The following is a 24,467-nucleotide window of genomic DNA, read 5'->3' as shown; positions in this document are numbered from 1 at the left end:
AAGCCGCGGATGTGCGCAGATCGATTTTGAGGGATGGACGAGAAGGCGGCCTGCACTGAGGCCAAGCCTTGAAACCGTGGCGCTCCCTAGGGGACGGGATTCTTAAGCAGCGATAAAGCATTATTTCGTGTGATTTCAAATAGTTGAGCTATGCCGATAGCTATGCCTAAACCTCTATGCCAAGCTCACATGCCTAAGCTTGGAATTTCACATGCGAAAGACCGACTATCTATATCGTCAGGCTGGCTCTGCGAACTGGCACATTAGACTTCAATTTCCTAAAGCTCTTTGGGACAAGTTCGGACGAGAGAAACGTAGGAGCCTCGGCACACCTGATCGTAAGGAAGCTGAAGTTCGAGCCCTTCCGCTGATCCATAAGCATAAGCTTATGCTTCTCACCATTCAAAGGATGGTGGATGGAGCAGCTAGGGAAACTGAGGGTGTCCGCTACGAGCCCGGTCGTGAGCACCGGACCCCACAAGGTGAACGTGTCCTCGCCACCACGACAGGCCAACTGATCTACCTCGATGAGAAAGGGACGATAACGCGGACAGAAGCCAATCAGCCGGTTGTCCAGATTTCCTTCAAGACAACCCCTCAAGAGCGAAGAGAAGTCACAAAATATCGCCCCAAGACACCCAATCCTGACGATGCGATCCTAGAAACTTGGATCAAAGACAAGAACGTCAGCGGCTTCCTTGAGCAGGAGGCTCGCACGGTATGGGACCTGTTCAGGACCATAACAAACAACAAGCCTTTGAAACAATGCAACCGCGATGATGGGCGAAAATTAGCTCAGCATCTATTGGATACAGGCAACAAATCAAAAACCGTCCAGAAGAAAATCGGGCACCTAAATGCAGCAGTTAACATCGCCATCGATGAAGGAAAACTAAGCTTCAATCCCTTCTCGAAGGTAGTTCCTAAGCTTAACGACAAGTCTAGACGCCTCCCACTTGATGAGGACGACATGGCTATCATGCGAGCCGTCCTTCCCTCGCTCAATAGAGACGAGTGGCTACTTTGGATGTGGCTTGCGACCACAGGAATGCGGCGAGGAGAACCATTTCAGATCGTCGAGGAGTTCAGAGAAGACTCCATCAGGTACGTGATGTTCGGAACAAAGTCAGAACCATCTGAGCGCCGTGTCCCGATCCCTGACGCGATGGTCCCGTTGCTCCCGAGAAAGATCACAGGACCGTTGTTCAAGAGAGATCCACGGAATGTGGGCCGCAACCTGCTGCGAACCATGAGGAGCTTAGGCATCAGTGATGAGCGCAAGGTGTTACACTCACTCCGTCACCGAGCCAAAGACCGCCTCCGTGCTGCAAGCTGCCCTCTCGACATTCAGTATCATCTGCTCGGTCACGAGGAAGATACCGTAGCCGCCGATTATGGCCGTGGTTATCCAATGAGAATCTTGAAAGGCTTTGTCGAGAAAATCGGCTTCTGAACCCTAAACCTCTTGAGCCTTAAGGTCCGTAGCTTCTGCCGCAGTCCACAGCGCCAAAATCTCATCCGGGTCTGTGATCCGAAAAAGCTCGTCCATGGTGATCCCGATGGACGAGCCATACCGCAGCATCTTCTCACGGTCGGCTTCAAACACATCCTGATCAGCCCATTCCGGTCGGGCATCGATCAAGGCGTTCATCATCCGCCAAACCCGGTGTGAATGAGACGGTCCGAACATCTCCCCCTCCCCTTTGGGACTTGCCTTTCAACTGATGCCGAGAATTATAGAACAAATAATGAACAAGAGATTCGATCTACGATGCGCCATGGCGGGGGAAGACGGTCCACACGGTCAATGAAACCCATGATTGCACAACGCCTCTTAAAGGCGGCTGAGGAGTGCCGCCACGTGCCCACCCGTACTCAAGCCGAAATCCCCATCCACGGGGAGGAGTACAGAGCCATCAACAGGGTCGTTGATAAGATCGATGGTCTGGCCGAGGTGCTGACAGGAAGCCGGGAGCACTTCCATCTGAAGAGCCCGACCGTATCCGGCTAGATCATCGACAGGCTTTTGCTACTGGACGACGGGTACGAGGCTTCTTGCAAGCTGCCTCAAACCGACACCGCTCCGCGTCTGTCGTGAAGCTGACCCGGATGTATTCCGTCATGCCCCACGCTCCCGGAGCAAGATGGTCATCGAGCCACGAAACTAAGTTCGGCACGCAATCGACCGACGCCCCAACCAACACCATGCCGCTGCTGTCTAGGACGTGAAGTTGGCAGACTGAGCCTTGGTTTGCAAAGCGAAACCAGAACGCATCATCCCGATTATTGAACCCGAAGATCACCTCTGATGACGGCTCAAAGTGCGTCGCGCCATTCAGGTTCAGATGCTTGGCGAGATCGAGCGCCGCACCATGGCTCATAGCATAGACGTTCCACGCCCTCCGCATCACCGCTCACCCTCGGCCGCAATAAGGTCGTCTAGAGTGTCCAGCACAGTCTTGCCACTGCGGACGGTGGCGGTGATCGCTCTGCTCCGCTCGATCCATGCCCCGAGCAGAGCAGCGGCAGCATCTGGACTGCCGGTGAGCACATCAACTGAATAACCCCCAAAACGGGGCAGAACCCTCGTCTCAATAATCCTGCCGCTGTGCTGTTCGCAGACAGCAACGAACGCGGCAACATGACCTCGCGGGATGAACAGAGTAGCAATATTGAAGATGTGCTGCCACTCGGCAATCTCATTGTAGCGCATTGATATAAACTCTTACATGGACCTTGAGGTATTTATCCGACGTAAAACCTTCTGATCCAAATCAGAACAGAGCATTCCATCTGTGCTCAACTTTGCTCCTAAAGTCTTAGGCGAGGATCAAACCTTAAACACTGCTCTGCGGAACCATCTCACCTGCTCACGGTTCTGTGTTCGTAACATAGGTTAATCACGCCACTCGTCCTGCGAGCATTTTCAAGTCTTACAGGTTTCTGACACATTTTGTTAGTCAAGCTTCAAGGTAAGCAATATGTCCGCACCAGCCTTGCCCAATAACCGTACTATCTCTTCACCTAGCGCGAATGCTATTATTCTCAGTCGTATTGGCGCTAATCTGCGCTCTCACTACGAAAGCATGCTATATAAGCCTATCCCACACCAAATAGACTTGATTTTGCGGCAGCTTTCCTAACAGTTGCTAGTCCACTCAAGCGAGCAACCTCGAATGTTAGCTCGGTAGCCGCCCCTCATTAAAGATGGATTCCTAAGATGCCCGCTCCGTCCATCAGCACAGAGGAATTGCTCGCTGCAATTCCTCACCTTAGAGCCTTCGCGACCTCTCTTTGTGGCAACCGGGATCGGGCTGACGATCTGGTGCAGGACACGCTTGCCAGAGCTTGGGCCAAGATGGACCGCTTCGAGGCCGGAACGAACCTTAATGCGTGGCTCTTCACGATTCTTCGTAACCTATTCTTCTCCGAGCACAGAAAGAAGGTGCGTGAGGTGGAGGATGCTGATGGTTCCCATGCCAGCCGACTTTTCACTCTGCCCGAGCAGACTGCACGGCTGGAAATGCAGGACTTCCGAAGAGCGCTAATGAAGCTCCCATCTGACCAGCGCGAAGCGCTGCTTCTGGTCGGTGCTGAGGGTTATGCCTACGAGGAGGTTGCGGAGATTTGCGGCTGCGCAGTGGGAACCATCAAGAGCCGCGTCAACCGCGCCCGCACCCGCTTAGCTGCACTCCTTGGTCTAGAGGACGAGGACAGCATCGGCGTTGATAAAATCGTCATGGCCGCACTTCCAGTAGCTGCGTAGAACGCCAACCGCATTCTAAGACGGGATGGGGAGCCCCTTGGAAGTTGACTGATCTTCTGTGTCTGAAGGCTCTCGATGAAGCCTGCCGAGACCTCAAGGAAGCTCGGTTCCGATATGCTGAGGCAGCCCTTGCTCTGGCGCAAGCTCGGGGAAAGCTGGAGCAGGTCGTTGATAAAGCCTTCGAGCAGAAGCGATTTCGCCCTATCGAGGCCCTGTTCTGTGAAGAGGAGGCTGCCCTGAAGGTCTATGAGGAAGCAGTTGCGGCACTTACGCGGATAGAGGAACGATGTTGCATCCTGCGATTGGCCTTAGCCCATGAGCGGATGCTTATGGTCATCGGAGTTCCGCGCCAGAGGTTCCACTGAAATGGAACCACCAGACCGGCAGCGACATTGGCATCGTGTGATCCTCGTTCAGAGATACTTCGCAGACCTGAGACGCCTCCCGCTCGGGTCTTCTTTTTACGCGAAGCTTAGCCTTACTGGAGGCAGCACTCCATCACCTCTCTCAGCATCCTTCCTGCTCAAAGAAGCTCGATGGGTGAGGCAGTCTGTTGACTTTCAAAGCTAGCACAGCATGGTGCTGCCCGCATCCGGTCATCCCGAGCATCGGACCAGTGTTGCCGAAGTTGTATGATGATGTGGACGAAGCCTCTCCCCCTTAAGCTCTATCTGAACCTTTTCGCTGCCGTAATTGCCTTGAGCATTGTCGCCTTATCGGGAAAAATTTTGTGGGATGATCACCGGCGCGCTTGGAGTGAAGCAAAGCAAAGCTCCCTCAATCTGTTGACCGCCCTTGCGCGAGACTTGGGAGGTAATATTGCGCTTCTCGATCTTTCTCTCAGAGGAGTTATCCAAGACCTTAATGAACAGGGCTTTGAGGAGCTATCCCCTGAACTTCGGCACCGAATGCTGTTCGACCGTGCAGCGACCGCAGCTTATATGGGTTCTGTTCTGGTCCTGAACGCTTCCGGGCAGGTAATTGCTGACGCCGAGGCTGTCACCCCGCGCAAGGCGAACTTCGGTGACCGCGACTATTTTAAGGTTCATCAGGAACGTCCTGATATTGGGCTGTATGTAAGCCGCGCCTACAAGAGCAGGTTCAGGAGCGGTGATTTGAGCATTGCTGTCAGTCGGCGGCTCACGCATGCCGATGGCAGTTTTGCCGGTGTCGTGATGGGAGCGATTTCTCTAGCGAAGGTCCAAGCACTGTTCAGAGAGCTGAATCTAGGTTGGGCAGGTACCATCAACCTCTTTCGTGAGGACGGTATCCTCCTGATGCGGTGTCCCTTCGATGAAGGTCAAATCAATCAGGATTTCAGTAGGTCTCCTCATGTCCAACGGCTCTTACAAGGAGGTTCGGGTACTTTCGAATCCGTTTCGCCGATTGATGGTGTGAACCGTCTAATCTCGTTCAAGAGGTTGGAAGGGCTTCCGTTGGTTTTGACCGTCGCACAGTCCGTGGATGAAATCTTCGCGCCGTGGGTAGAAGAGGCTGCCACATTGGGTTTCGTTACTATTGTGGTGTCCTCTTCGGTCATTGGACTGACTCTCCTGTTTCAACGCGAACTGAACCGCCGCGTAAGAGCCGAGGCGAAGCTCAGACGCATTGCCAGGACAGACGACCTGACCGGGTTACCAAATCGTCGCGGCTTCCGGGAGACGTTCGAACGTGAGTGGCGGCAGGCGATCCGCTCAGGGAGACCGCTTTCGCTCCTCTATATCGATGCTGATTTCTTCAAGGACTTCAATGATCGGTATGGACACGGTCATGGGGACGAAGTGCTCCGTGCGCTCGCCCGTGCTCTCGAAGCAAACATTCGCCGACCTCGGGACATCGCTGCTCGCCATGGCGGCGAGGAATTCGCCGTGATGCTGCCGGAGACAGACTTAGCAGGTGCTCGGGTCATTGCCGAGAACATCCGCCAAGCCGTCATGGCATTAGGAATCGTCCATGAAGAGAGCCCCTATCACGTCGTGACTGTCAGCATCGGAGTTGCGGCAGCGAGGCCGCCTCGTGGGAGTGTGGCAGCATCCCTCCTGACAGCAGCCGATGCAGCCCTCTATCAGGCGAAAGCGGATGGTCGAAACGCCGTCCATATATCAGAGCGGAGCATCCCGTCAGAGGCCATTACCGCAGGTTGACCCTCAAGGTCCCCGATTGCATCGCATCTAGATGCAACAATGAGTGTGCATGTCTCTAGACCCTGACCTAGTGAGACTTCTCAACTAAGCCCAATCCTGTCTCATACAAGTTGTCTCTTGATTTTTACGATCAAGTCTCACATGGTTGTCTCACACAGCAAGGGGACAGCATGCTGATCGGATTGGCAAGAACAAGCACGGACGAACAGAAAGCCGGTCTCGAAGCGCAGATCGAAACGCTTCGGAATCTCGGGGTCGATGACGACCACCTCTTTGTTGAGGAAGCAAGCTCAGTCGGGAAGCGGCCTGTTCTGGACGAGGTGCTGAAGTTCTGCCGAAAGGGCGACACTCTCGTCGTCACCTCTCTTTCGAGGCTTGCACGATCCGTCCCGCACCTGTGGGAAATCGTCCAGCACCTTCAGAAGAAGCGCGTCGCCCTTCGCATTCTCGATCTGGACATTGATACGAGCACTCCCAATGGACGGCTCATGATGACTCTTGTGGGCGGTATCGTGCAGTGGGAGCGCGAGATCATGTTAGAGCGGCAGAAGATTGGGATCGCAAAAGCACGCAAGGAAGGCAAGTTTCGAGGCCGTGTGCCGACCGCCCGGCGTCAAGGTGCCGAAGTCGTGAAACTCAAGGCCGAGGGCGTCGCACCGAGCGACATTGCCAAGCGTCTGAAGATCAGCCGAGCCTCCGTCTATCGCATTCTCAGTGAGACCGGCCCATCCGAGTTGAGTACCTGACCGAGCAGAATCTCCCGCTCGACAGTCCATCGCGCCATGCACCGCTAAATATCTATGTGAAAGTTTCCTGCTCGTCCCAACACCGCTGCGCCATGGTCACCTGTGAGGTTTGTGCCCGGCGCTATGCCTCACGGCTGTCCCGGCGCATCCTTGCCACTGACCCTCGGCGACTACTCGCCGTTGAGATCGATGCGGCAATCGCGTCCACCACTGATTTTCGACAGTGGCGCATTGAGGCCCGGAACCTGCTCGACCACCGTCGCCGAGCGAGTCGCTGGTGGTTGGGTACGGGAATATGGGTTTGGCGCAGCCACGACGGTAAGGTTCGCGGAATCGTCTGTCTCGGCTCAATTGTCGAAGACGAGTTCATGGCGGCCTTGGACCGGCGCTGGCCCACAACGCTTCGTCGGATTGATCCTGCGGCGCTACGGGAAGAGATCATCGCAGCGATCCGGCCCGGCGTGATTTACGTCGGGCCGGTGAGTGGTCGCTATCAGAGGCTCAAGTTCTTTGTGGGGCCTCGGGAACGAATGCAGAGGAAGGCTTTGACACCAAGGCCGTTTCAGGAAGCGGACTGGATGGAGCCGATGCCGATAGTGGTGTGATCGCCGAATTCATGATAATTCGGCCCTCTCTTGGCTTGGTTCTCTGCTTAGGCTGAGAAGCGTTGTCGGGTATCGAGGATTTGGATCGCCGACCAAGTTTGGGAGGGGGCAGGCCGTTTTTGGCATCCTCCTCCTTTTTCTTGTCCCGTCTTGCCTGACTGCGCGCCTTGTCATACGCCTTCGTTCTCTCCCTTCGCTCTTTCGGGGTCAGTGATTGGGATTCGGCCCTTTTGCGCGAGCGCTCTGTCTCAGGACGCCTCACGTCCATAATACCAGCTTCACTGACCGGTGTGACGGCTACATCATCGGTTACGCCGTTCTCTATAAGGTACTTCTTCAACACCTCAGCCTGATCCAAGCTGTAGAGGTGAACATCGTATGCCCCATCGAAGTCGGGGCGGCGGATTGCACCGCGCATGACAAACTGGATCAGGTCTTCAGTTTCCCGCGTCCGCTTGATGCTCTTCCGGTCAAGGTCAAGAACCTCCAGAATGGCGTTGTCAGCATCTTGAGCCTTATTGCTGTAGATGTAGGCGCATGACACGTGCTCGATTAGGCCGTTTGTCCCTGCGAGCTTAGGTGAGCACATCACACCGGGGAAGCGATGCCGGAAGTAGGGTCGGATTTCGTCGTTACATGACCAGTAGCCGTTGAACCCAATATTCTCTAACCAACGCGACACCTGAACGAGGCAACGACTTCCTTCATCGGTGCGCCACCATGCTGTCGTGCCCTCGTGGAGGGTATAGTAGTAGATTGTAACTCTTGGTCGGCCTGTGCGCTTCGTGCGCTGGCCGACATCGACAGCTTCAAAATTGATTGCACCATCATGCGCCCACCGAGTGGCATGATAGGCAAGACTGCTGAAGAAACTCGCGCCCGTGATGACGACGGACCGGCATTCTCGGATTAGCTCGGCGGGCGTCCATGCCGACCACCATTTGACGCGGCGCAGCTTCGCGTCCTCCCAATCGCCAATGTTTACGAAGACGCCATGGCCGCTGAGCACACGCTTGTGGAATGGCGTCAGCTTGTCTGCCGCGTCTTTGATGATCTCGCTCGGCTTGAGACGTTCAACTCCCTCACGCGGCAAAACCTGCCAGTTCCGGTCATCCCCGATAGGGTCAAGGCGGTATTGGTGGGCAAGGGCACTCCATATTGCGGATGCAGGAAACGCCCCTGACAGAACGCTCATTTCCGGGTTTTCGTCGATGCCGAGGGACCACCCACTCAGACCTGACGGATTGAGGGTTAGTAGCGTCTCATGGGTTGTGAGAATGAACGCGTGTTGGGCTTGCCCATATGTTCGAAGTGCGGTCTCGACGCGGGCCAACACCCTTCCACGGACATGCTGGTCGGAATGGAAAGTCTCAATGATGACCTCAGGGCGTTCGGCACACTGGCTACGAAGCCACGAAGCCTTTTCTTCGATTAGCTCGGTACGAGGGAACGCAACCAAATAAATGCCGGGGCTCCCAACCATCTCTTGCAACATGCTCAAAGTCTTTTTGCTGCCGGGAACGCCAATATAAATCTTACAGTTCAAGTTACTGCCTTTCTTTCCTCAAAATATGTTCTGAATAATTCCGTCCGACGCGTGTCTATAGTAGCAATTCGGACGGATTTATTACTGATTATTATGTATCTATACATCACTGACTTCGCCTGACCAAAATTTATTTTTACAGACCGGCGAGGTGAGCCAGAAGGAAGCCCTCGCGGCTGACGGATGGCCACCTCGGCACGACGGGGTGGCCCGCCACCCCTCGTCTTCTCGCGATCTCCAATCCTGAAGGAATGAGGGAAGACGCCGCTCGCGCTGAAGCGCGATCCGCGTGCCGCTGCGTCCTCTGTCTTGGCGAGCGCCAAGGGCGCTACGCCCGCCAGAGCCCGAGCGGCGGGCTTACAATACCTGTTTGGGCTGACCTCACACCTCAATCAGTTATCGCCCGGTTCATCCAAGCAGAGATCAGGCTGGCCTCCTATTCGCCTCAAGAAACTAAGTTTTTGGCAAGCCGCCGCAGGCGGCTCACCACCAGACACGCAGCGGACGGAATCTAATTTTGACTTCTGTCTAACTCAACCCGTATATTTCAGATGTCTTCAATGACATTCATTCAATTTTTTCAATAACGGATTTTTCTAATGTCTAAAAAGCGAATTTTCTACGGTTACGAACTCTGTGAGAATGGAATTGTCCGCCATAACTACTTTCAGGAACAGCAGCTTCGTCGTGCCTTCAGCCCACCACCCGTCATTTGGGACGGGGAACCGGCCTCGCTGTACTTCTGGAACTATTACCGAACCAGCACGCCGGTGAACCAGATTGCCTCAAATCTGATCACCCACACGGGCTTTATCATTCGAGGACCAGCTTTTGTCATCACCGGGTCTGAGCGGTGGCACCACTTCCGTGCGGTGGGTACGGCTCAACAGGTCCAAGCCAAGCTGGCAAACGTCCTGCACGGCCTCAGCGGTAAGATCATCTTTAGGCCCTCGGGCCGGTGGGAGACGCATCAAAATATCTACGTTGAGAAAGACGATGATGCGGTCGCCGTGAGGATGGCGCTCTAACGGCTTCGGAAAGTGAGTTGGCGACCGTTGCCAACTCACTCCGCACCGAGCACCCTCAGGAGGTGCCAAGCACGACGACTTCATCTCCTCAACCCCATGATTGAGCGAAGCCGGATTTAGCCCTGTAGATCAAGGTGGATACGGTTGCTCGATGAATCGTTGAGTCCACAGACGGTCATCGCCTGCCCTCTATCAGCGTCTATGGGAGCGCGGTCGAGTTCCGTTCGAGGTTTGAGTGAGTATGACAACCATTTTGGAGCCAGCCTCTCTCCGCTTTGCTGCCAGCGTGAATGCGACTGAGAGCGCCTGTCCCTCCGTTTCATGTACAGAAACAGTTTGCTTGTCGTGCGACACTGACCAAACCCCTTGCCGGGTGCGTTCTACCCTGATGCGTTCCATGCGGAGGCTTTCCAGAGACCACCACCAGCTTAGGCTCTCAGCGACACTCCGCATCAGACATAAACGGATAGCAAGGCAGCAAAGATTGGGTAAGGGCTCTCCATACTTTATGGGCAGCCTCCTCTTAACGTCAGTTCCGTCGAAGATTGGCTTCCCTTGAGCATCAAGACGATCACGGGATCGTTCCGTGTAGCCTCAACAAACTAAGTTTTGAGCATGCCGCCATGGGCCGCCTCAGACGCGCAGCGGACCGGTTTCTGGCAAGAGTTGCAACAACGAGGGTTCAGCACCATTCGCCAAGGGACGGGGTCTTGACACCTGTCATGCGGCTCAAACTCAGGCCCTAATGCCGACCTGAGATCACCCCTTGAGCATCAAGACCAAACATGAAAGGAATCGATAGTCCCTCCTGTCGATTCCTTTCATGAAATTTGCACCCCTTATCCGCGAGGCGCGCCAGCGCGCCCTCCTGACCCAAGACGAACTTGCCGCTGCCATCGGCGTAAGCACCCGCGCCGTCTGGTTGGCCGAACAAGGCGCGGGCACCCTCAAGACACTGGCACCAATCCTCGGCCTGCTTCGGGTTCCAGTGACTGGATTGCCCCCGGCTCGGGACCTCGGCGCGCGTGTTCGGTCTGCACGCCTCAAGAAGGGCTGGTCACTTCAGGTTTTGTCGGAGCAATGCGGATTGTCGATCCCCACCTTGCGAGCCCTTGAGCGTGGATCAGGACGCATCGCGAGTCTGGAAGCCGCTATTCACGCCCTTGCCCCATCAGCACGCATGAAGCAGCCACTGAAAGTCAGACGGGAGGCTCCTCGCGAGGTGATCACCTCCGGCGTACAAAGGTTTATCAACGCAGATTGCGTTGAAGCCATGCGCATCATGGAGAGGGGTTCCGTTGACCTCGTGATCACGAGCCCTCCCTACAATGCAGGCAAGGAGTATGAGATTGATCTCTCCGTGGACGAGTACCTTCGATTCGCCGAGCGGTGGATCGCCCACATCCCACGGCTTCTCACGCCCGCAGGTGCGCTCTGGCTGAACGTCGGCCACATCAAGCCCTCTGGAACTGAAGCCGTACCTCTGACCTACCTGTACTATCCGCTACTCAGGAAGCATGGCCTGCATCTGGTACAGGAGGTGGTCTGGCACTTCGAAGGTGGTCTTGCCTACTCCAGACGCTTCTCTCACCGGACGGAGCGCTGGATGTGGTGTGTGAAGGACCCGACGAACTACGTCTTCCACTTGGACGATGTGCGGGATCATACGCTCAATATCGGGCGCGATAAACGCAACCATCCTGCCGGGAAGAACCCAACCGACTACTGGCACTTTCCTACGGTGGTCGGTGGTCGGGGTGCAACGAGCGAGAAGACGGCTCATCCGTGCCAGTTCCCGGTTGCCATGATCGAGCGCATTGTTCGAGCCTGCTCCAATCCGGGCGACGTTGTTCTCGATTGCTTTGGCGGTTCCGGCAGCACGGCGGTGGCGGCTTATGAGAACGGAAGAGGCTTCATCAGCATCGAAATCGAGCGCAAGTATCACGAGATCGCAATGGCCCGGCTGAATAAGATCAGGGAATCGCAACACCCGGTCTCGCTGAAGGCTGCAACGTGTCCAGACACACGTGCTGCGTAAGCGTCTCGTAACTTGATTCAGCGGTTGTAAGCGCCTGCAATGGGTGTAGCGAGACACAAGAAGACAAGTTGAGGTAATTTCACCCCCTCGTTCCATGTTTGATGCAGCGACAGGTGGCTGGAACCACCGAGCGTTTAGCCGATTTATTCCACGAGGGCAGAGCCCTCGGTGAGCCCCTGAAAGATGAACCCCTGAAGGCTGAATGTCTTCAGGGGTTTTTCTTTTGCAGCCGCCAGATTAGCGGAATTACTGTCAAGCTTATGGCAAGCGCCGCAGCGCACTCTGAGGCTAATCATCGGTAGAGTTCCACACTACTCCAAAAGAGTTATTTCGGCTCACAGCAGGAACCATTTTCCTATTGTGGCGTAATTCAGCCGCACAAGCCGCTGTTCTGCGGCACGCTCCATCATTACTAATCCTAAGTAGGTGAACTCATGAAGCGTTCGCACGCTCTTGCTTTGTCTGGCGTTGCCCTTTTCCTCGCCTCTTCCCTTCCATCTCAAGCCCAAGGAATTCGACCGGGACAGCAGTGCGAACCAGCGGTCGCCAATCCGTCGATGTACGGCAACTGCCGCCTTCGCATTGTCAAAGGCCAAGAGGTATGCCGTTGCGCCATTCTTCCGCAGGCACAGCGGCGGATGAACGGACGAACTGATCGTGATGTCACCGCCACCGGATCGATTGGGATCAAAACTCCCGCACCGCTCGGTCCGCTCGGCCCAACGAGTGCTCCGCCGTCCGTGCGTTTCGATGACGATCACTACATGTACAACGATGGCTGGATCAACCCGGCCACGGGCCTTCCGGGACGCACGACGAACGGCCGTAGCGGCGCAGGCTCTGTCGCCAGCGGCGGCGGAGGTCAGCCGGGCGGCGGCTCTGGTGGTGGGAATGGTGGCGGAAACGCCGGTGGCGGAGGCTCTGACGGCGGCAGCACCGGTGGCGGCGTTGGAGGCGGCAACAGCGGTGGCAGCGCAGGCGGAGGGAACTCGGGAGGCGACACTGGCAGTGGCGGTTCCGGTGGTGGGAATACGGGCGGTGGTTCATCCGGTGGGAATACTGGCGGAGGAACCGGTGGTGGCTCCGGCAATGGTAGTGGCGGTGGCCACTCCGGGGGTAACGGCAACACCGGTGGCGGCGCTGACGGTGGCAATAGCGGCGGCGGTTCCAGCGGTGGACACAGTGATGGAAACACAGGTGGCTCTGGCGGCAACAACGATGGCGGCCATGACGGTGGCAAGGGTAACAACGGCGGCGGACACGGTAACAACGGCCATGGCAATGACGCCGATGGAAATGACTCCTCTAACCCCGGTGGCTCCAACAACGGTGACGGCACCGACGCGGACGGCCCCGCTGGCGGTGGCAATGGAGGTCACGGCGGGGGCAACCACGGAGGTGGCGGCCATGACGGCGGGAAAGGTGGTCATGGCGGCAACAACGGCGGAGGCCACGGCAATAACGGCTTCGGCAATGGTGGAGGCGATGGCAGCCCGAACGGCAAGGACGACTCCAACCGCTAAAGCCACGTGAGACGCTGAATCAAAGAGCCCTTGGCTGCATACAGCCAAGGGCTTCATGCGTTGGCTGCTATCGCGGGAAGCGTGTCACAAGAAGAATGCCAACGACGAAGCCGAGTAGGATGGCACAGAGGTGCAGAACTACCTTGAAGATCAGCCTGACCATGGCTGTAGCAGACCAGATCAACGCGTTGAGCAGAAGCCTAATGCGGTCACACGTCCTTGTCCCACAATGATACCCCTGATCCTCGGGCACCCGTCTCATTAGCCCCTCATCCTTCCGCTCTCACGAAGTACCGCAATGCGTTCGAATGCAGCTTGGGCAGCTTGAAAGCGCTGCGTGGCGTGCCGCTTCCGTCCTTCAGGCCAGCGATCAGGATGCCAGTGAGAGAGCAGAGCCTTTCGTGCTGCGGTCACCACTACAGGAGAGCAGCCTGACGAGAGACCAACCTTGCGGTACGCCTCCTCCTCGGGTGAGGTGATCGAGAGAATGTCAGCTTCGAGGCTCAGGATGCGCTCCTGTGCTTCGGCTAACTCTCTATCCAATGAGGCTATCTTTCCCTGTAAGGTTAGATGCAGCCAGTCCATCAAGCTGCCTCTCCCTCTAGCCCGCAAAGGTCGAAGTCTTCTTCAATCCCAAAGTCGTAGAACCCATTCGGAATGCGCTCAATGGCTCGCCACGGGCAGTCTTCAGGCCACGAGGTTAGTGACGGAACACCAGCCGCCAAAAACTCCTCTTCGACTTCGCGGTGCATCCTGCGTGGCACTGGAGCATTTCGTCTTGCATGCACTCCAGCGAGGATGAGGAAACGCTGTGGTCCGACAGCCTGCACCTCGGCGATCATCGAGTGGCGGGTGTTCTCATAATAGAACTTCTGCCCCTTTAGCGTTTCGATGACGCGTTCCGCAGTTCCAAGGCAAACCTGTAAGCGGAGCCCCGTGTCCCTCAGCTTCTCGCCGCTGTCCAACGCCTGCCATTCAGGGTCGAGGTTTAGCCGAGGACAAGCGATGTGCCCCGCCCGAGATAGCCAAGTGGCCACCCACTGTGAGACAGACGTGTTCTCGCCAATGGACCGAATCGAGTTCGTCAGGGCTTCATCGCTGGCATCTTCGCCCACGACCTGCCGAATGAGCATGAGAGCCGTGGAAAGGTCGGCGGCCTGTTGGGCGTCTCGGACTTTTGAGCAGAATCCCGGCGAGAGGAAGATCGGGTCAAGCGCCATAAGGACGTTGAGCCGCCCAAAATTGATCGTGGGAAGCAGACGAACGATCTTAGCGATCTGTTTGTGCTTTGGGTCGGTGAAGACGGTATGGAGCCGGGCGTAGTACGCCCCGCCCTGCGGCCCCTCCTTGGTCTTCGAGACCGCACCGAGGAAGCCGTCAGGGGAAGACCCGTACCACCTCTCAAGCAGATCACCAGCGCGAAGCTGCCGCATATCCGTCAACACAGGGCGCAAAGCCAGAAGTTGCTCGCTACTCGGGCGGGTGGGCTCCTGTCCCTGTCGTCGCGGACGAAGGAAGTCCGCCCCGGCCTTGGCGAGAACCGCGTACATGATCTGGCGACGGTTCTCCGGGAGCCGGGTCAGCCAGCCGAGGAATCCGGGGTCTACGCGGTCAAGGCTCACGACAAGATCGTGAGTGCGTCCCTTCGGCAACGGCTGAAAGTCGAAGTCCATGAAGGTGACCTGAGAGGTTGGAACTCAGATCACTCCAGCACGGATCGGAAAACGCGCAACTAATTCTCGTCCCGCGTTCTTGAGTTGGGGTGATGATTTAAGGGTGCACTTTACGCGACATCTCATTGCCTTCCACGCGGTCCCAAATTGGTCGGTTCCGCTGTCCGCTCTTTCCTGATCCTCTCCAGCAGCATCCTAACCGGTTCATCATGTGGGCCTTGCGGCACCAACTCGCCCCGGAAGGCTTCGAAGGGGAACGCCTAACCGGGCAGCCGAGTCTCTTCTCGCATTATCCCAATATCAGACACGATCAGTCCCATGCGGGAAGGTAAGCTCAAACGACGTGCCCTGCTCCACGAGAAAGCGGGAAGACCCTCTTAGTTGATCGACAAAGTTCGAAATAAGCCGTTGGCCCATCCCGGTGCCTTTGTTCTCAGAACTGCTCGTCAGGCCAATTCCATTGTCACAGATGCGGAGCAGCACGTGCTCCTGAGCGGAGCTAAGGGCAATTGTGATTTCGCCAGCCATCTCGCCGGGGAACGCATACTTACAAGCATTCGAGATCACCTCGGCAGCTAAGAGTGCAAGGGTGGTGCCTGTATCCAGTCCAACTTGAATAGGTTGACCCTCGGTCTTCACCTTCACCCGCCCAAGCAGGCCAAATGAGTCAATAATCGTCTCGCCAAGTTCTCCAAGGTAGGAGAGGAGATCAATTCTCGCGACTTGCCGCTCTTGGTAGAACTTCTCGTGCAGAAGTCCCATCGACTGAATACGGCGTAGGCTCTCGTCGAAGTATACCTTCAATTCGGCTGGTGCCGAGCGGCTTTGAAGAGCAAGCAAACTTGAGACGATCTGGAGGTTGTTCTTGACCCGGTGGTGGACCTCTTTGAACAAAATCTCCTTTTCGGCTACGGCGCGCTTTGCGGACAGCCGCAGTTCCAATTCGTCCATGACCACGGCGGCAAGATCGCTTAGCTGTGCGAGTTCATACTCGCTCACGTCACGAGGCTCCCGGTCGATGACACAGAGAGTACCAAGACTGTGCCCATCATACGTCCTCAGCGGCACGCCAGCATAGAAGCGGAGGCCGAACTCTCCCGCGACGAGAGGATTCGCCAGAGAGCGTGGATCGACCTTAGCATCTGTCAGGACCCAAGGCTTACTATCGAGGATCGCCGACGCACATAGACCGGGGCCGCGCGGAATTTCTGAGGCATCAATTCCATGGTGCGATTTGAACCAAATACGATCCTCATCGACAATGCTAACGATGGAGATGGGTACGCCAAACATCCTTGCGGCCATTCGCGTAATACGGTCAAAGGCTCCATCGGGTGGGGTGTCGAGAATATCATAGCGCCTTACGGCAGCAAGACGCTCGGCCTCTTCAGGCGGCGTAATATATGTCATTTGTTCCTTTTATCATGGAAGCGCGACGCTAGGAACCTTCTGAAAGAGGGTTCATCCCTTCGCTGGCTGCCTCGATAGGACCCTAAGGGTTGAATGCATCGTGACTACTCTCCGCAATTAGCTGAGCCAGATCGAAGTCAGTCTGAGGCAGCAGTTTGTGCTAATGGGCAATCTTAGCAATAGCTTGAGCTAGGTCTTGACTTAGGAAGGGCTTCTGGATGCGAACGGCGTCGCGATAACCTTCGATAAATCCTTTAGAGCCATAGCCACTGGCGAACAGAAATGGGATGCCGCGCTGCCGCAACACGTCAGCAACAGGGAAACTCAACCGTCCATCGAGATTGACATCAAGAACCGCGAAGTCGAAGTCACCGTCCTGTGCAAGCGGTAACGCCTGATCCAAGTTCGTCGCCATTTCTGCGACCTCAAAGCCAAGTTCGATCAACAGGTCTTCGACGTACATGGCGACCATGATTTCATCTTCCACAATGAGCGCCCGCCGCAACTTTGTACTCTGCCCCATAGTCTTAAAACTCTCGAACGGAGATTTTCGGCAGGGGTGTATCAATGACACACACCACGCCGCTTGGGGGATAAGAAAGCCGAACGGTCCCACCCAATTCGGCTGCCAGCCCGCGCTCGATCAGGCGGCTGCCAAAGCCTTTGCGGCTTGGCGGCATGACTGATGGTCCGCCTTGCTCAGACCAAACCATGTGCAGTCTATGCTCCCCTTCTGCTTGTTCGACCTGCCAGTGAAGGCTTACTGTTCCGCAATCATTCGATAGGGCTCCGTATTTGATCGCATTGGTGGCTAACTCATGGAGCGCCATTGCAATGGCCAAGGCTGTCTTAGATGACAGGTGAACCTCTGGCCCGTTAATCTCAATCCGCTCCTCCCGGTCGTTTCGGTGTGGTCGCAAGGCCATCTCCACCACCCTATTGAGAGTCGTTCCTTCCCAATTATGGTCTGTCAGAAGGTTGTGAGCATCCGACAAGGCAACCAGCCGCGAATCAATCCTGTTGCGGACCTCTACTTCAAGAGCGCTTGTTCGCAGGGTCTGCGCTGTGATGGACTGGACGGTGGCGAGGGTGTTTTTGACCCTGTGGTTCAACTCATTGAGGAGCAAATGCTGGTGGCGCATCGCCATTGTACGCTCAGTAACGTCATGTCCCTCAACAAAGATACCCGTGACCCGCCCCTGATCACTCGTGATGGGCTGGTAGACGAAATCGACGTAACGGGTCTCAGGTGGGGCACCTTGCCGCCGCTGAAGTGAGATCGACACCTCACGCCCGACAAACGGCTCGCCCGTTGAATACACCCTGTCGAGGAGTTCGAAGAAACCCTGCCCCTCGATTTCAGGAAGCGCTTCCCTCACCGTCTTCCCGATTAATTCACGGTTGCCGACGAGTTCAAGATAAGAGGCATTAGCCAGTTCGAAGATATGCTCAGGACCGCTGACCATTGCCATAATACCCGGAGCTTGCTGGAAAAGCGCTTGGAGGCGGTCCTTCTCGGCTTTCAGTGACTTACGGCTTTCCACCTCTTTGGTGGTTTCTGTGCAGGCGCAAAACATCCCTCCAATACCGCCTGTCTCATCGCGCACTGGACTGTAGGAGAAGGTAAAGTAGGTCTGCTCGTTATAGCCCTTGCGCCGCATAACCAGCGGCAAGTCCTCGTGAAAGGTCGCCTCTCCCGCCAACGCCTTGCTGATTAGCGGCTCAATGTCGCCCCAAATCTCGGACCAGATGTCCTTGAAGCGACGACCCATTGCCTGCGGATGCTTCGCCCCGAGAATTTCTGCATAAGGATCATTGTAGAGGAACCCGAGTTCTGCCCCCCAAGCTATGAACATTGGGAACTTGGAATTGAGCAGCAGGCTCACCACGGTGCGAAGGCTCTGTGGCCATTCGCTCGGCTCTCCGAGCGGTGATGCAGACCAATCCATGGACCGCATGAGTGCCCCTGCTGCACCCCCCCCTGAGAGGAAGTTAAGCCCGGATGGGTGCGTTCTAGCATGCATTGTGCTGCTTTCCGACCTTCATAGTCGTGACCGAATGGTCATAACGATCCTGCTCGACCAGCAGACGCAAGGCAGCACGTATGACTTCGCTGGCGCTGCGGCAATGGCCAGAGGCGACCTTTGCAGCGACAAAGGTGGCCAATTCAGGCGTGAGAGATGCGGTGAGGACCGATTTGGCGGGCATTAGCTAGGAAGGGCATTAGGAAGGGTATGGAGAATTGTGACCCTACGTAGGCCGGAACACCGCCTTTGCAAGGACCTAAGCCGTTTTGATCGCTTCCGTAGCCGATACCCGTTCTGTTTGCGCCATAGCACCGAAAGCAGCCTTCAGCTAAGCAAGAGGGCGAGCCATAGGGCAACTATCAACTTTCCGCCTCATGATCCGTCACGGGGTTGGATGCCGCATTGAGGAGACCCTGACAATCAAGAAGCTCGACGAGGAGTTCTTTGAGTGAGTGTCATGTATCAAAGTAGCAGAATGGTGGCCGTTGGTGCCACAATGGCCGCCCCGGCTATCGGCTCCGGTATGGGCCAGAATGCGGCGGCGCTTTGTTTTCGCGTTGTTTGTCATCGCACGGGCGATGGTGGTCCTGCGCGTATTCAGGCGGCCTTTTCCACGCCGATATCCCGCTCGTCGGCCAAGGGGGCACTCACCTCACATATGACTCCGGCAGGATCGTAGCTGATCTTGACTTCACCCGCGAGTTCAAGCGCCAGACTGCGTTCGATCAAGCGTGAGCCAAAGCCCTTTTGCCGAGGCGGCGAAACAAATGGGCCACCGCGTTCCTGCCAACGGAGGATGAGGTGCGGGACATCATCAGGTTGGACCCACCACGTGATTGCAATTCGGCCTGATGGAGCCGAGAGCGCACCATATTTCGCCGCGTTGGTTGCCAACTCGTGCAGCGCCAAAGTCAACGCCAAGGCCATCTTCGGGACCAAGCGCACGTCCGGTCCGTCGATCTCGAAGAAGTCCCGGTGGTAGGGTGAGAGTGCTTCAGTAACAATCCGTGACAGGTTGGCTCCGTCCCAATTCTCGCGTGTAAGCAGGTCGTGAGCTTTGGATAAGGCGAGCAAGCGAGCCTCAAAGGTCTCACGCACCGTGTCGTTCGATTTCCGTGGGCTGAGGGTTTGCCGAGCGATAGCCTGCACTGTCGCGAGGATGTTCTTCACGCGATGATTCAGTTCATGCACCAGAAGACGCTGGAGGCGTTCCGCCTGCTTGTGTCTGGTGATGTCGCGGGCAATCTTCGATGCGCCAACAATCCTGCCTTGGGCATCCTTGATCGGTGAAATTGTTAGAGAGACCTCGACTAGACTGCCGTCCTTGCGTCGGCGAATGCTTTCAAAGTGCTCAACGCGCTCACCTCGCCGGATGCGTTCAAGAATCCTCGCCTCTTCATCCTGTCGATCCTCGGGGAACAGGATCGTGATCGGATTACCGATCATCTCCTCTGCCCGGTAGCCGAAGAGCCGTTCCGCCCCCTTGTTCCAACTTGTGACGATGCTCTCAAGATTCTTGCTGACGATGGCGTCATCTGACGACTCGATGATCGCGGCTAGCCATCCCTCGACTTCCTCAACGCGTTTGCGTGCGCTGATGTCGCGAAAGTAAACGGAAAGCCCGCCGTCACTTGTCGGATAAATGCTTAGGTCAACCCACTGATGCAGAACCGGAGAGACCACCTCCAGACGTGTGGGCTGACGCTCCCGCATCGACCTCAGAAACGCCTCCCACGGCTCTGAGCCAACAGCTTGTGGAAACTCCTTCAGAAAATCCTTGCCGATTAGGTCCTCGCGCCTGCGCCCCCACCGTTCTGCCGCTGCACGGTTGACGTACGTGAAGCGCCATTGGTGATCCACGGCAAAGAAGGCGTCGGCAACACTCTCCAGTATATCAAAGCTCTGCTCGCGTGATGGCCCGACGGATTTGTCCTCAGCCTGTCCTTGCTCCGTCAAGGTTTTACGTGGCATAGCGCGACCTCGCGGCAGGTGTTCCGCTCCCGCGCTCATTCCGACGCTCGTGATCCTCCAAGAGCCGCAGGGCAGCCCGCACCACTTCGCTGGCACTACGGTAACGTCCAGACGCCACCTTCGCGGCGATCATCGCTGTGAGTTCCGGGGTCAGTCAGGCTGTGATGATCGATTTCGAGGGCATGGAGAATAGGTCGGATAAGAAAAGTTCTTACCCACATAGGTCACGAAACAACCTTTGCAATAACATATGATAATCTTGTTAAGCTTTGCCTTGCATTGAGCGAGTGTCACTCAACAAAATGAAGCACTAACAAAGTTGCGGCTGGTGCGGATTTCTGGCTTTAGTGCTCGCCACTTTGTTCATCTGCTAAGCCTGTCGGCCTTGGACACTGGTCCAAGTGGGCATCAATCAGCCAGCCGTTCCGAGTCGTGCTCTCCACGCGCGGCCTCAGAACCGGGCGCTCCCATCCAGTGTTCCTGCAAAATGTCTCAAGCGCATCCGACGAAAGATCATCGAGCTAATCGGCTCCTAAAGGCACTGGACCCTGAAGCCTTAGCCTATCTTGAACCCCATTTAGAGATCGTGCCCCTTAAACGTGGTCAGGTTCTCTACGAGACAGACGAGGCAATCCGGTATACGTATTTCCCGCATGATGCTGTCATTGCGTTGATGGCTATGATGAGTAACGGCTCTAGTGCAGAAATGGCTATGGTTGGCCGGGAGGGCCTAATTGGACTAGTCACGACGGCTTTCGCTCCCACTGCCTTCGGGCGCTATGTGGTGCAGAGCCCCGGAACGGCCTCACGGATCAGTGTCGAACGGCTACAACGAGCCATTTTGGCCAACCGAAATATTCAGGGAGTGATGCAGCGCTTTAGTGAGGCTATAACCGCACGTATCCTTCAAAACGCAGCCTGTGGTGCCGCACACTCGGTCGAACAACGGGCAAGCAGATGGATTTTGGGCCTCCGTGATCGGGTTGATCAAGATACTCTGTTCGTCAACCACGAAGCTCTTGCAGACGCGCTCGCTGTCCAACGCTCCACCTTGAGTGCCGTTATGCGCTCTCTCCAAACCGCAGGACTCATCGAACTAGGCCGAGGGAGCATTACCGTGAAGGACCGGGCTGGTCTCGAACGAGCATCCTGCGAATGCTACGGCAGGATTCGACAGATTTTTGAGCGGCTTCTGCCGCTGACCTATGCGAGGGATGATCGATAGTCCGCCACAGCGTCAGGTCGAGGAGACACTGACGATCAAGAAGCTCGATGAAGAGTTCTTCGAATGAGAACGATGCACCATATCAGAAAAAGACTAACTGTCGCATTTCTGTCCGGGCTCTTCTGCTATGCGCTATTGCCTGAAGCCGAAGCACAGGCAGTTAGGAAAGTGGGTGCCTGCCCATCGGGCTACATTACCAGTGGCGACGCTTGCATCTCAAGCTCACGGCAAAAGGCCCCTCGGCCAGCGTTAGCGAAGGTTGGGGCGTGCCCTTCGGGGTACATAGCTTCTGGCGCGTACTGCCTCGGGTCCAGTGATAGAGCGAAGCACGCGTTTCCTAAAGGAAAGTCATGCCCGAGCGGGTATCACACGTCGGGAGCCTACTGCTTGTCGAGCCAGTGAGGTGGATGAGGAGGCTCATGCAGGCTGGCACTATGCCTAACTGCTATGCCTACTATGACTGAACCAGCAGCTAAGTGCTTGATTTCAGTGAGTGGCGCTCCCTAGGGGACTCGAACCCCTGTTTTCGCCGTGAGAGGGCGACGTCCTAGACCGCTAGACGAAGGGAGCTAGCGCGGTAGAGGCCGCTCGTATAACCACCCTTGCGGAACCCTTCAAGTCCTTTTCCCGAAAAATCGGCAAAAGGTTTGCGACAAGTGAGGATGCGGTGAGCGGCGAGACGCAGCGAGAATGGACTCTGGACGACACGACGGCTCCCGATCGCCTCGACCGGGTGATGGCCCAGCTCTGGAGCGATCTGTCCCGAAGCCGCCTTCAGGCTCTCATCCGGGAGGGCCAGGTCACCGTGGACGGCGCCCCCGCGCTGGATCCGAGCCGCAAGGTGGCCGCGGGCGCCCGCATCGCCCTGGTGGTGCCGCCGCCGGTCCCGGCGGAGCCCGCCGGCGAGTCCATCGCGCTCGCGATCGTGTACGAGGACGACGACCTCATCGTGATCGACAAGCCGGCCGGTCTCGTCGTGCACCCAGCCGCGGGCCACGAATCGGGCACCCTGGTCAACGCCCTCATCGCCCATTGCGGGGAGAGCCTGTCGGGGATCGGCGGCGTGAAGCGGCCGGGCATCGTGCACCGGCTCGACAAGGACACGTCCGGTCTCCTGGTCATCGCCAAGAACGACCGCGCCCATCAGGGGCTCGCGGCCCAGTTCGCCGACCACGGGCGCTCAGGCCCGCTGGAGCGCGCCTATCTGGCCCTCGTCTGGGGCGTTCCGGAGCGGCAGCGCGGCACCGTCGAGGCAGCCCTGGCACGCAGCCTGCACAACCGGGAGAAGATCGCCGTGGCCCCCGAGGAACGCGGCCGCTATGCCATCACTCACTATGAATTGATCGAGGCCCTGCCGCCGAAGGAGGCCCTGGCGAGCCTCGTCCGCTGCGAGCTGGAGACCGGCCGCACCCATCAGATCCGCGTGCATATGGCCCATATCGGCCACCCGCTCCTGGGGGACCTCGTCTACGGCTCGGGCTTCAAGACCAAGGCCAACCGCCTCGCGGAGACGCAGCAGGCGGCGCTGAAAACCTTGGGAAGACAGGCCCTTCATGCGGCCGTGCTCGGTTTCGAGCATCCCCGGACAGGGGAGTTCCTGCAGTTCGAGAGCCCGCTGCCCGAGGACATGGCCGCGCTTCTCGCGGCGCTTCGCGGGTAATCATCGGCGTCAATGCGTCGCAAATTCGGGATGGGTCGGCACCCTTGCACTCTTCATGCGTTGACCACGTCTTGAAGCCTGAACGCCTCTATTCGGACAAGTTGAGACCGCTTATATAGGAAAGAGGGCGGCCAGCCGGTTGAGGGGGCCGCCTCAGGCTTGCCTCGGTTGAGAGGGAGCCAGAAGAGGAGATTGACTATGGCTGCAGCGCTACCCGTGCTTGCCAACGAAGGGGGCCTTTCGCGCTATCTCGACGAGATTCGTCGCTTCCCCATGCTGGAACCGCATGAGGAGTACATGCTCGCCAAACGCTGGCGCGAGCATGGAGACCGCGAAGCCGCCCACAAGCTCGTGACATCCCATCTGCGTCTGGTCGCCAAGATCGCCATGGGCTATCGCGGCTACGGCCTGCCGATCAGCGAGGTCGTGTCCGAAGGCAATGTCGGCCTGATGCAGGCCGTCAAACGCTTCGAGCCCGACAAGGGCTTCCGCCTCGCCACATATGCCATGTGGTGGATCAAGGCGGCAATTCAAGAATACATCCTGCGTTCGTGGTCCCTCGTGAAGATGGGCACCACCGCGAACCAGAAGAAGCTGTTCTTCAACCTGCGCAAGGCCAAGGGCCGCATCTCCGCCCTCGAGGAGGGCGATCTGCACCCGGATCAGGTGAAGCAGATCGCGACCCAGCTGGGCGTGAACGAGCAGGACGTGATCGACATGAACCGCCGCCTCGGCGGCGACGCCTCGCTGAACGCGCCCCTGCGCGAAGAGGGCGAGGGAGAATGGCAGGACTGGCTGGTCGATGCGGGCCAGAGCCAGGAGCAGGTCCTCGTCGAGGAGGAGGAGGGCCAGAACCGGCTCACCGCCCTCCGGAACGCCCTGTCGGTGCTCAATCCGCGCGAGCGCAGGATCTTCGAGGCCCGGCGCCTGTCGGACGATCCCATTACCCTGGAAGACCTGTCGACGGAGTTCGGCGTCTCCCGGGAGCGCGTCCGCCAGATCGAGGTTCGCGCCTTCGAGAAGGTCCAGGAGGCGGTGAAGAAGAACCTGGCCCAGATCGAGACCTCGGCGGAGGCCACGGCCTGAGCCCGGGAAGGACGACGTT

25 protein-coding genes and 1 tRNA gene are annotated in these 24,467 nt (G+C 57.0%); 12 read left to right on the top strand and 14 right to left on the bottom strand.

Features of this window, described 5'->3' with window-relative positions; translation table 11 throughout:
* Positions 1–211 precede the first annotated feature (211 nt).
* The gene (locus ACFOYU_RS13175) at positions 212–1,453 is read left to right on the top strand and encodes a DUF6538 domain-containing protein (protein WP_377033951.1); all 1,242 of its coding nucleotides are present in this window, start codon (positions 212–214) and stop codon (positions 1,451–1,453) included.
* 3 nt (positions 1,454–1,456) lie between these two features.
* Here the strand turns inward: ACFOYU_RS13175 and ACFOYU_RS13170 are convergent, their stop codons facing one another.
* Complete coding sequence (locus ACFOYU_RS13170) at positions 1,457–1,690, bottom strand: hypothetical protein (protein ID WP_377033950.1); 234 nt, start codon at positions 1,688–1,690, stop codon at positions 1,457–1,459.
* Positions 1,691–1,861: 171 nt separating this feature from the next.
* Between ACFOYU_RS13170 and ACFOYU_RS13165 the strand changes: the two genes are divergently transcribed.
* Positions 1,862–2,011 (top strand): hypothetical protein, encoded by a 150-nt coding sequence (locus ACFOYU_RS13165; RefSeq protein ID WP_377033949.1) that lies wholly within the window; start codon positions 1,862–1,864, stop codon positions 2,009–2,011.
* 1 nt (position 2,012) lies between these two features.
* Here ACFOYU_RS13165 and ACFOYU_RS13160 read toward each other — a convergent pair whose 3' ends face one another.
* Both ACFOYU_RS13160 and ACFOYU_RS13155 read right to left on the bottom strand, forming a co-directional pair.
* A complete protein-coding gene (locus ACFOYU_RS13160) occupies positions 2,013–2,381 on the bottom strand; it encodes a hypothetical protein (protein ID WP_377033948.1) in 369 nt (122 codons plus the stop codon).
* A gap of 26 nt (positions 2,382–2,407) precedes the next feature.
* Positions 2,408–2,713: a hypothetical protein gene (locus ACFOYU_RS13155; RefSeq protein WP_377033947.1), complete on the bottom strand. Its 306-nt coding sequence runs from the start codon at positions 2,711–2,713 to the stop codon at positions 2,408–2,410.
* 507 nt (positions 2,714–3,220) lie between these two features.
* On the opposite strand from ACFOYU_RS13155, the gene ACFOYU_RS13150 reads away from it, so the two are divergent.
* The 4 genes from ACFOYU_RS13150 (at position 3,221) to ACFOYU_RS13135 (ending at position 6,656) form a co-directional block, all read left to right on the top strand.
* Positions 3,221–3,766, top strand: a complete 546-nt coding sequence (locus tag ACFOYU_RS13150; protein WP_377033946.1) for a sigma-70 family RNA polymerase sigma factor — start codon at positions 3,221–3,223, stop codon at positions 3,764–3,766.
* Between the two features lie 44 nt (positions 3,767–3,810).
* A complete protein-coding gene (locus ACFOYU_RS13145; protein WP_377033945.1) occupies positions 3,811–4,131 on the top strand; it encodes a hypothetical protein in 321 nt (106 codons plus the stop codon).
* Between the two features lie 267 nt (positions 4,132–4,398).
* Entirely contained in the window at positions 4,399–5,910 is a 1,512-nt protein-coding gene (locus tag ACFOYU_RS13140) for a diguanylate cyclase (RefSeq protein ID WP_377033944.1), read from the top strand.
* A gap of 170 nt (positions 5,911–6,080) precedes the next feature.
* Positions 6,081–6,656: a recombinase family protein gene (locus tag ACFOYU_RS13135; protein WP_377033943.1), complete on the top strand. Its 576-nt coding sequence runs from the start codon at positions 6,081–6,083 to the stop codon at positions 6,654–6,656.
* A 501-nt stretch (positions 6,657–7,157) separates the two neighbouring features.
* On the opposite strand, the gene ACFOYU_RS13130 is transcribed toward ACFOYU_RS13135, so the two are convergent.
* Positions 7,158–8,756 carry a hypothetical protein gene (locus ACFOYU_RS13130; RefSeq protein WP_377033942.1) on the bottom strand — a complete coding sequence of 533 codons (1,599 nt, stop codon included), beginning with the start codon at positions 8,754–8,756 and terminating at the stop codon, positions 7,158–7,160.
* A gap of 650 nt (positions 8,757–9,406) precedes the next feature.
* On the opposite strand from ACFOYU_RS13130, the gene ACFOYU_RS13125 reads away from it, so the two are divergent.
* Both ACFOYU_RS13125 and ACFOYU_RS13120 read left to right on the top strand, forming a co-directional pair.
* Positions 9,407–9,835 carry a hypothetical protein gene (locus tag ACFOYU_RS13125; RefSeq protein WP_377033941.1) on the top strand — a complete coding sequence of 143 codons (429 nt, stop codon included), beginning with the start codon at positions 9,407–9,409 and terminating at the stop codon, positions 9,833–9,835.
* 823 nt (positions 9,836–10,658) lie between these two features.
* Positions 10,659–11,873 carry a DNA methyltransferase gene (locus ACFOYU_RS13120; protein WP_377033940.1) on the top strand — a complete coding sequence of 405 codons (1,215 nt, stop codon included), beginning with the start codon at positions 10,659–10,661 and terminating at the stop codon, positions 11,871–11,873.
* A 335-nt stretch (positions 11,874–12,208) separates the two neighbouring features.
* On the opposite strand, the gene ACFOYU_RS13115 is transcribed toward ACFOYU_RS13120, so the two are convergent.
* Positions 12,209–12,634, bottom strand: a complete 426-nt coding sequence (locus ACFOYU_RS13115) for a hypothetical protein (protein ID WP_377033939.1) — start codon at positions 12,632–12,634, stop codon at positions 12,209–12,211.
* Positions 12,635–12,647: 13 nt separating this feature from the next.
* On the opposite strand from ACFOYU_RS13115, the gene ACFOYU_RS13110 reads away from it, so the two are divergent.
* Positions 12,648–13,406 carry a hypothetical protein gene (locus ACFOYU_RS13110; protein ID WP_377033938.1) on the top strand — a complete coding sequence of 253 codons (759 nt, stop codon included), beginning with the start codon at positions 12,648–12,650 and terminating at the stop codon, positions 13,404–13,406.
* A gap of 251 nt (positions 13,407–13,657) precedes the next feature.
* On the opposite strand, the gene ACFOYU_RS13105 is transcribed toward ACFOYU_RS13110, so the two are convergent.
* The 8 genes from ACFOYU_RS13105 to ACFOYU_RS13070 all read right to left on the bottom strand — a co-directional run bounded on the left by ACFOYU_RS13105 (position 13,658) and on the right by ACFOYU_RS13070 (position 20,631).
* Positions 13,658–13,984: a hypothetical protein gene (locus tag ACFOYU_RS13105; protein WP_377033937.1), complete on the bottom strand. Its 327-nt coding sequence runs from the start codon at positions 13,982–13,984 to the stop codon at positions 13,658–13,660.
* A complete protein-coding gene (locus ACFOYU_RS13100) occupies positions 13,981–15,069 on the bottom strand; it encodes a hypothetical protein (RefSeq protein WP_377033936.1) in 1,089 nt (362 codons plus the stop codon). Before ACFOYU_RS13100 ends, ACFOYU_RS13105 begins: the two co-directional genes overlap by 4 nt.
* A gap of 300 nt (positions 15,070–15,369) precedes the next feature.
* Positions 15,370–16,479 (bottom strand): sensor histidine kinase, encoded by a 1,110-nt coding sequence (locus ACFOYU_RS13095; protein WP_377033935.1) that lies wholly within the window; start codon positions 16,477–16,479, stop codon positions 15,370–15,372.
* A gap of 160 nt (positions 16,480–16,639) precedes the next feature.
* A complete protein-coding gene (locus ACFOYU_RS13090; protein ID WP_377033934.1) occupies positions 16,640–17,002 on the bottom strand; it encodes a response regulator in 363 nt (120 codons plus the stop codon).
* Positions 17,003–17,006: 4 nt separating this feature from the next.
* Complete coding sequence (locus ACFOYU_RS13085) at positions 17,007–18,368, bottom strand: sensor histidine kinase (RefSeq protein WP_377033933.1); 1,362 nt, start codon at positions 18,366–18,368, stop codon at positions 17,007–17,009.
* A gap of 124 nt (positions 18,369–18,492) precedes the next feature.
* On the bottom strand, positions 18,493–18,687 hold the full coding sequence (locus ACFOYU_RS13080; RefSeq protein ID WP_377033932.1) for a type II toxin-antitoxin system ParD family antitoxin: 195 nt from the start codon (positions 18,685–18,687) through the stop codon (positions 18,493–18,495).
* 416 nt (positions 18,688–19,103) lie between these two features.
* Positions 19,104–20,477, bottom strand: a complete 1,374-nt coding sequence (locus tag ACFOYU_RS13075) for a sensor histidine kinase (RefSeq protein ID WP_377033931.1) — start codon at positions 20,475–20,477, stop codon at positions 19,104–19,106.
* Positions 20,467–20,631 (bottom strand): type II toxin-antitoxin system ParD family antitoxin, encoded by a 165-nt coding sequence (locus ACFOYU_RS13070; protein ID WP_377033981.1) that lies wholly within the window; start codon positions 20,629–20,631, stop codon positions 20,467–20,469. The genes ACFOYU_RS13075 and ACFOYU_RS13070 overlap by 11 nt, the downstream gene beginning before the upstream one ends.
* A 333-nt stretch (positions 20,632–20,964) precedes the next feature.
* Here ACFOYU_RS13070 and ACFOYU_RS13065 point away from each other — a divergent pair, with 333 nt between their 5' ends.
* Positions 20,965–21,702: a Crp/Fnr family transcriptional regulator gene (locus ACFOYU_RS13065; RefSeq protein WP_377033930.1), complete on the top strand. Its 738-nt coding sequence runs from the start codon at positions 20,965–20,967 to the stop codon at positions 21,700–21,702.
* 494 nt (positions 21,703–22,196) lie between these two features.
* On the opposite strand, the gene ACFOYU_RS13060 is transcribed toward ACFOYU_RS13065, so the two are convergent.
* Positions 22,197–22,272 (bottom strand) — tRNA-Glu (locus ACFOYU_RS13060).
* 97 nt (positions 22,273–22,369) lie between these two features.
* Here ACFOYU_RS13060 and ACFOYU_RS13055 point away from each other — a divergent pair.
* Positions 22,370–23,362: an RluA family pseudouridine synthase gene (locus ACFOYU_RS13055; RefSeq protein ID WP_377033929.1), complete on the top strand. Its 993-nt coding sequence runs from the start codon at positions 22,370–22,372 to the stop codon at positions 23,360–23,362.
* A 198-nt stretch (positions 23,363–23,560) separates the two neighbouring features.
* Positions 23,561–24,448 carry an RNA polymerase sigma factor RpoH gene (gene rpoH, locus ACFOYU_RS13050; protein WP_226742593.1) on the top strand — a complete coding sequence of 296 codons (888 nt, stop codon included), beginning with the start codon at positions 23,561–23,563 and terminating at the stop codon, positions 24,446–24,448.
* Positions 24,449–24,467: the final 19 nt, after the last annotated feature.

This window comes from Microvirga sp. GCM10011540 (assembly GCF_042650665.1).
In the GTDB taxonomy this organism is placed as follows: Bacteria; Pseudomonadota; Alphaproteobacteria; order Rhizobiales; family Beijerinckiaceae; genus Microvirga; species Microvirga lenta.
The sequence above is the reverse complement of the archived record's forward strand: the minus strand, read 5'-3'. Positions and strand labels throughout refer to the sequence as shown.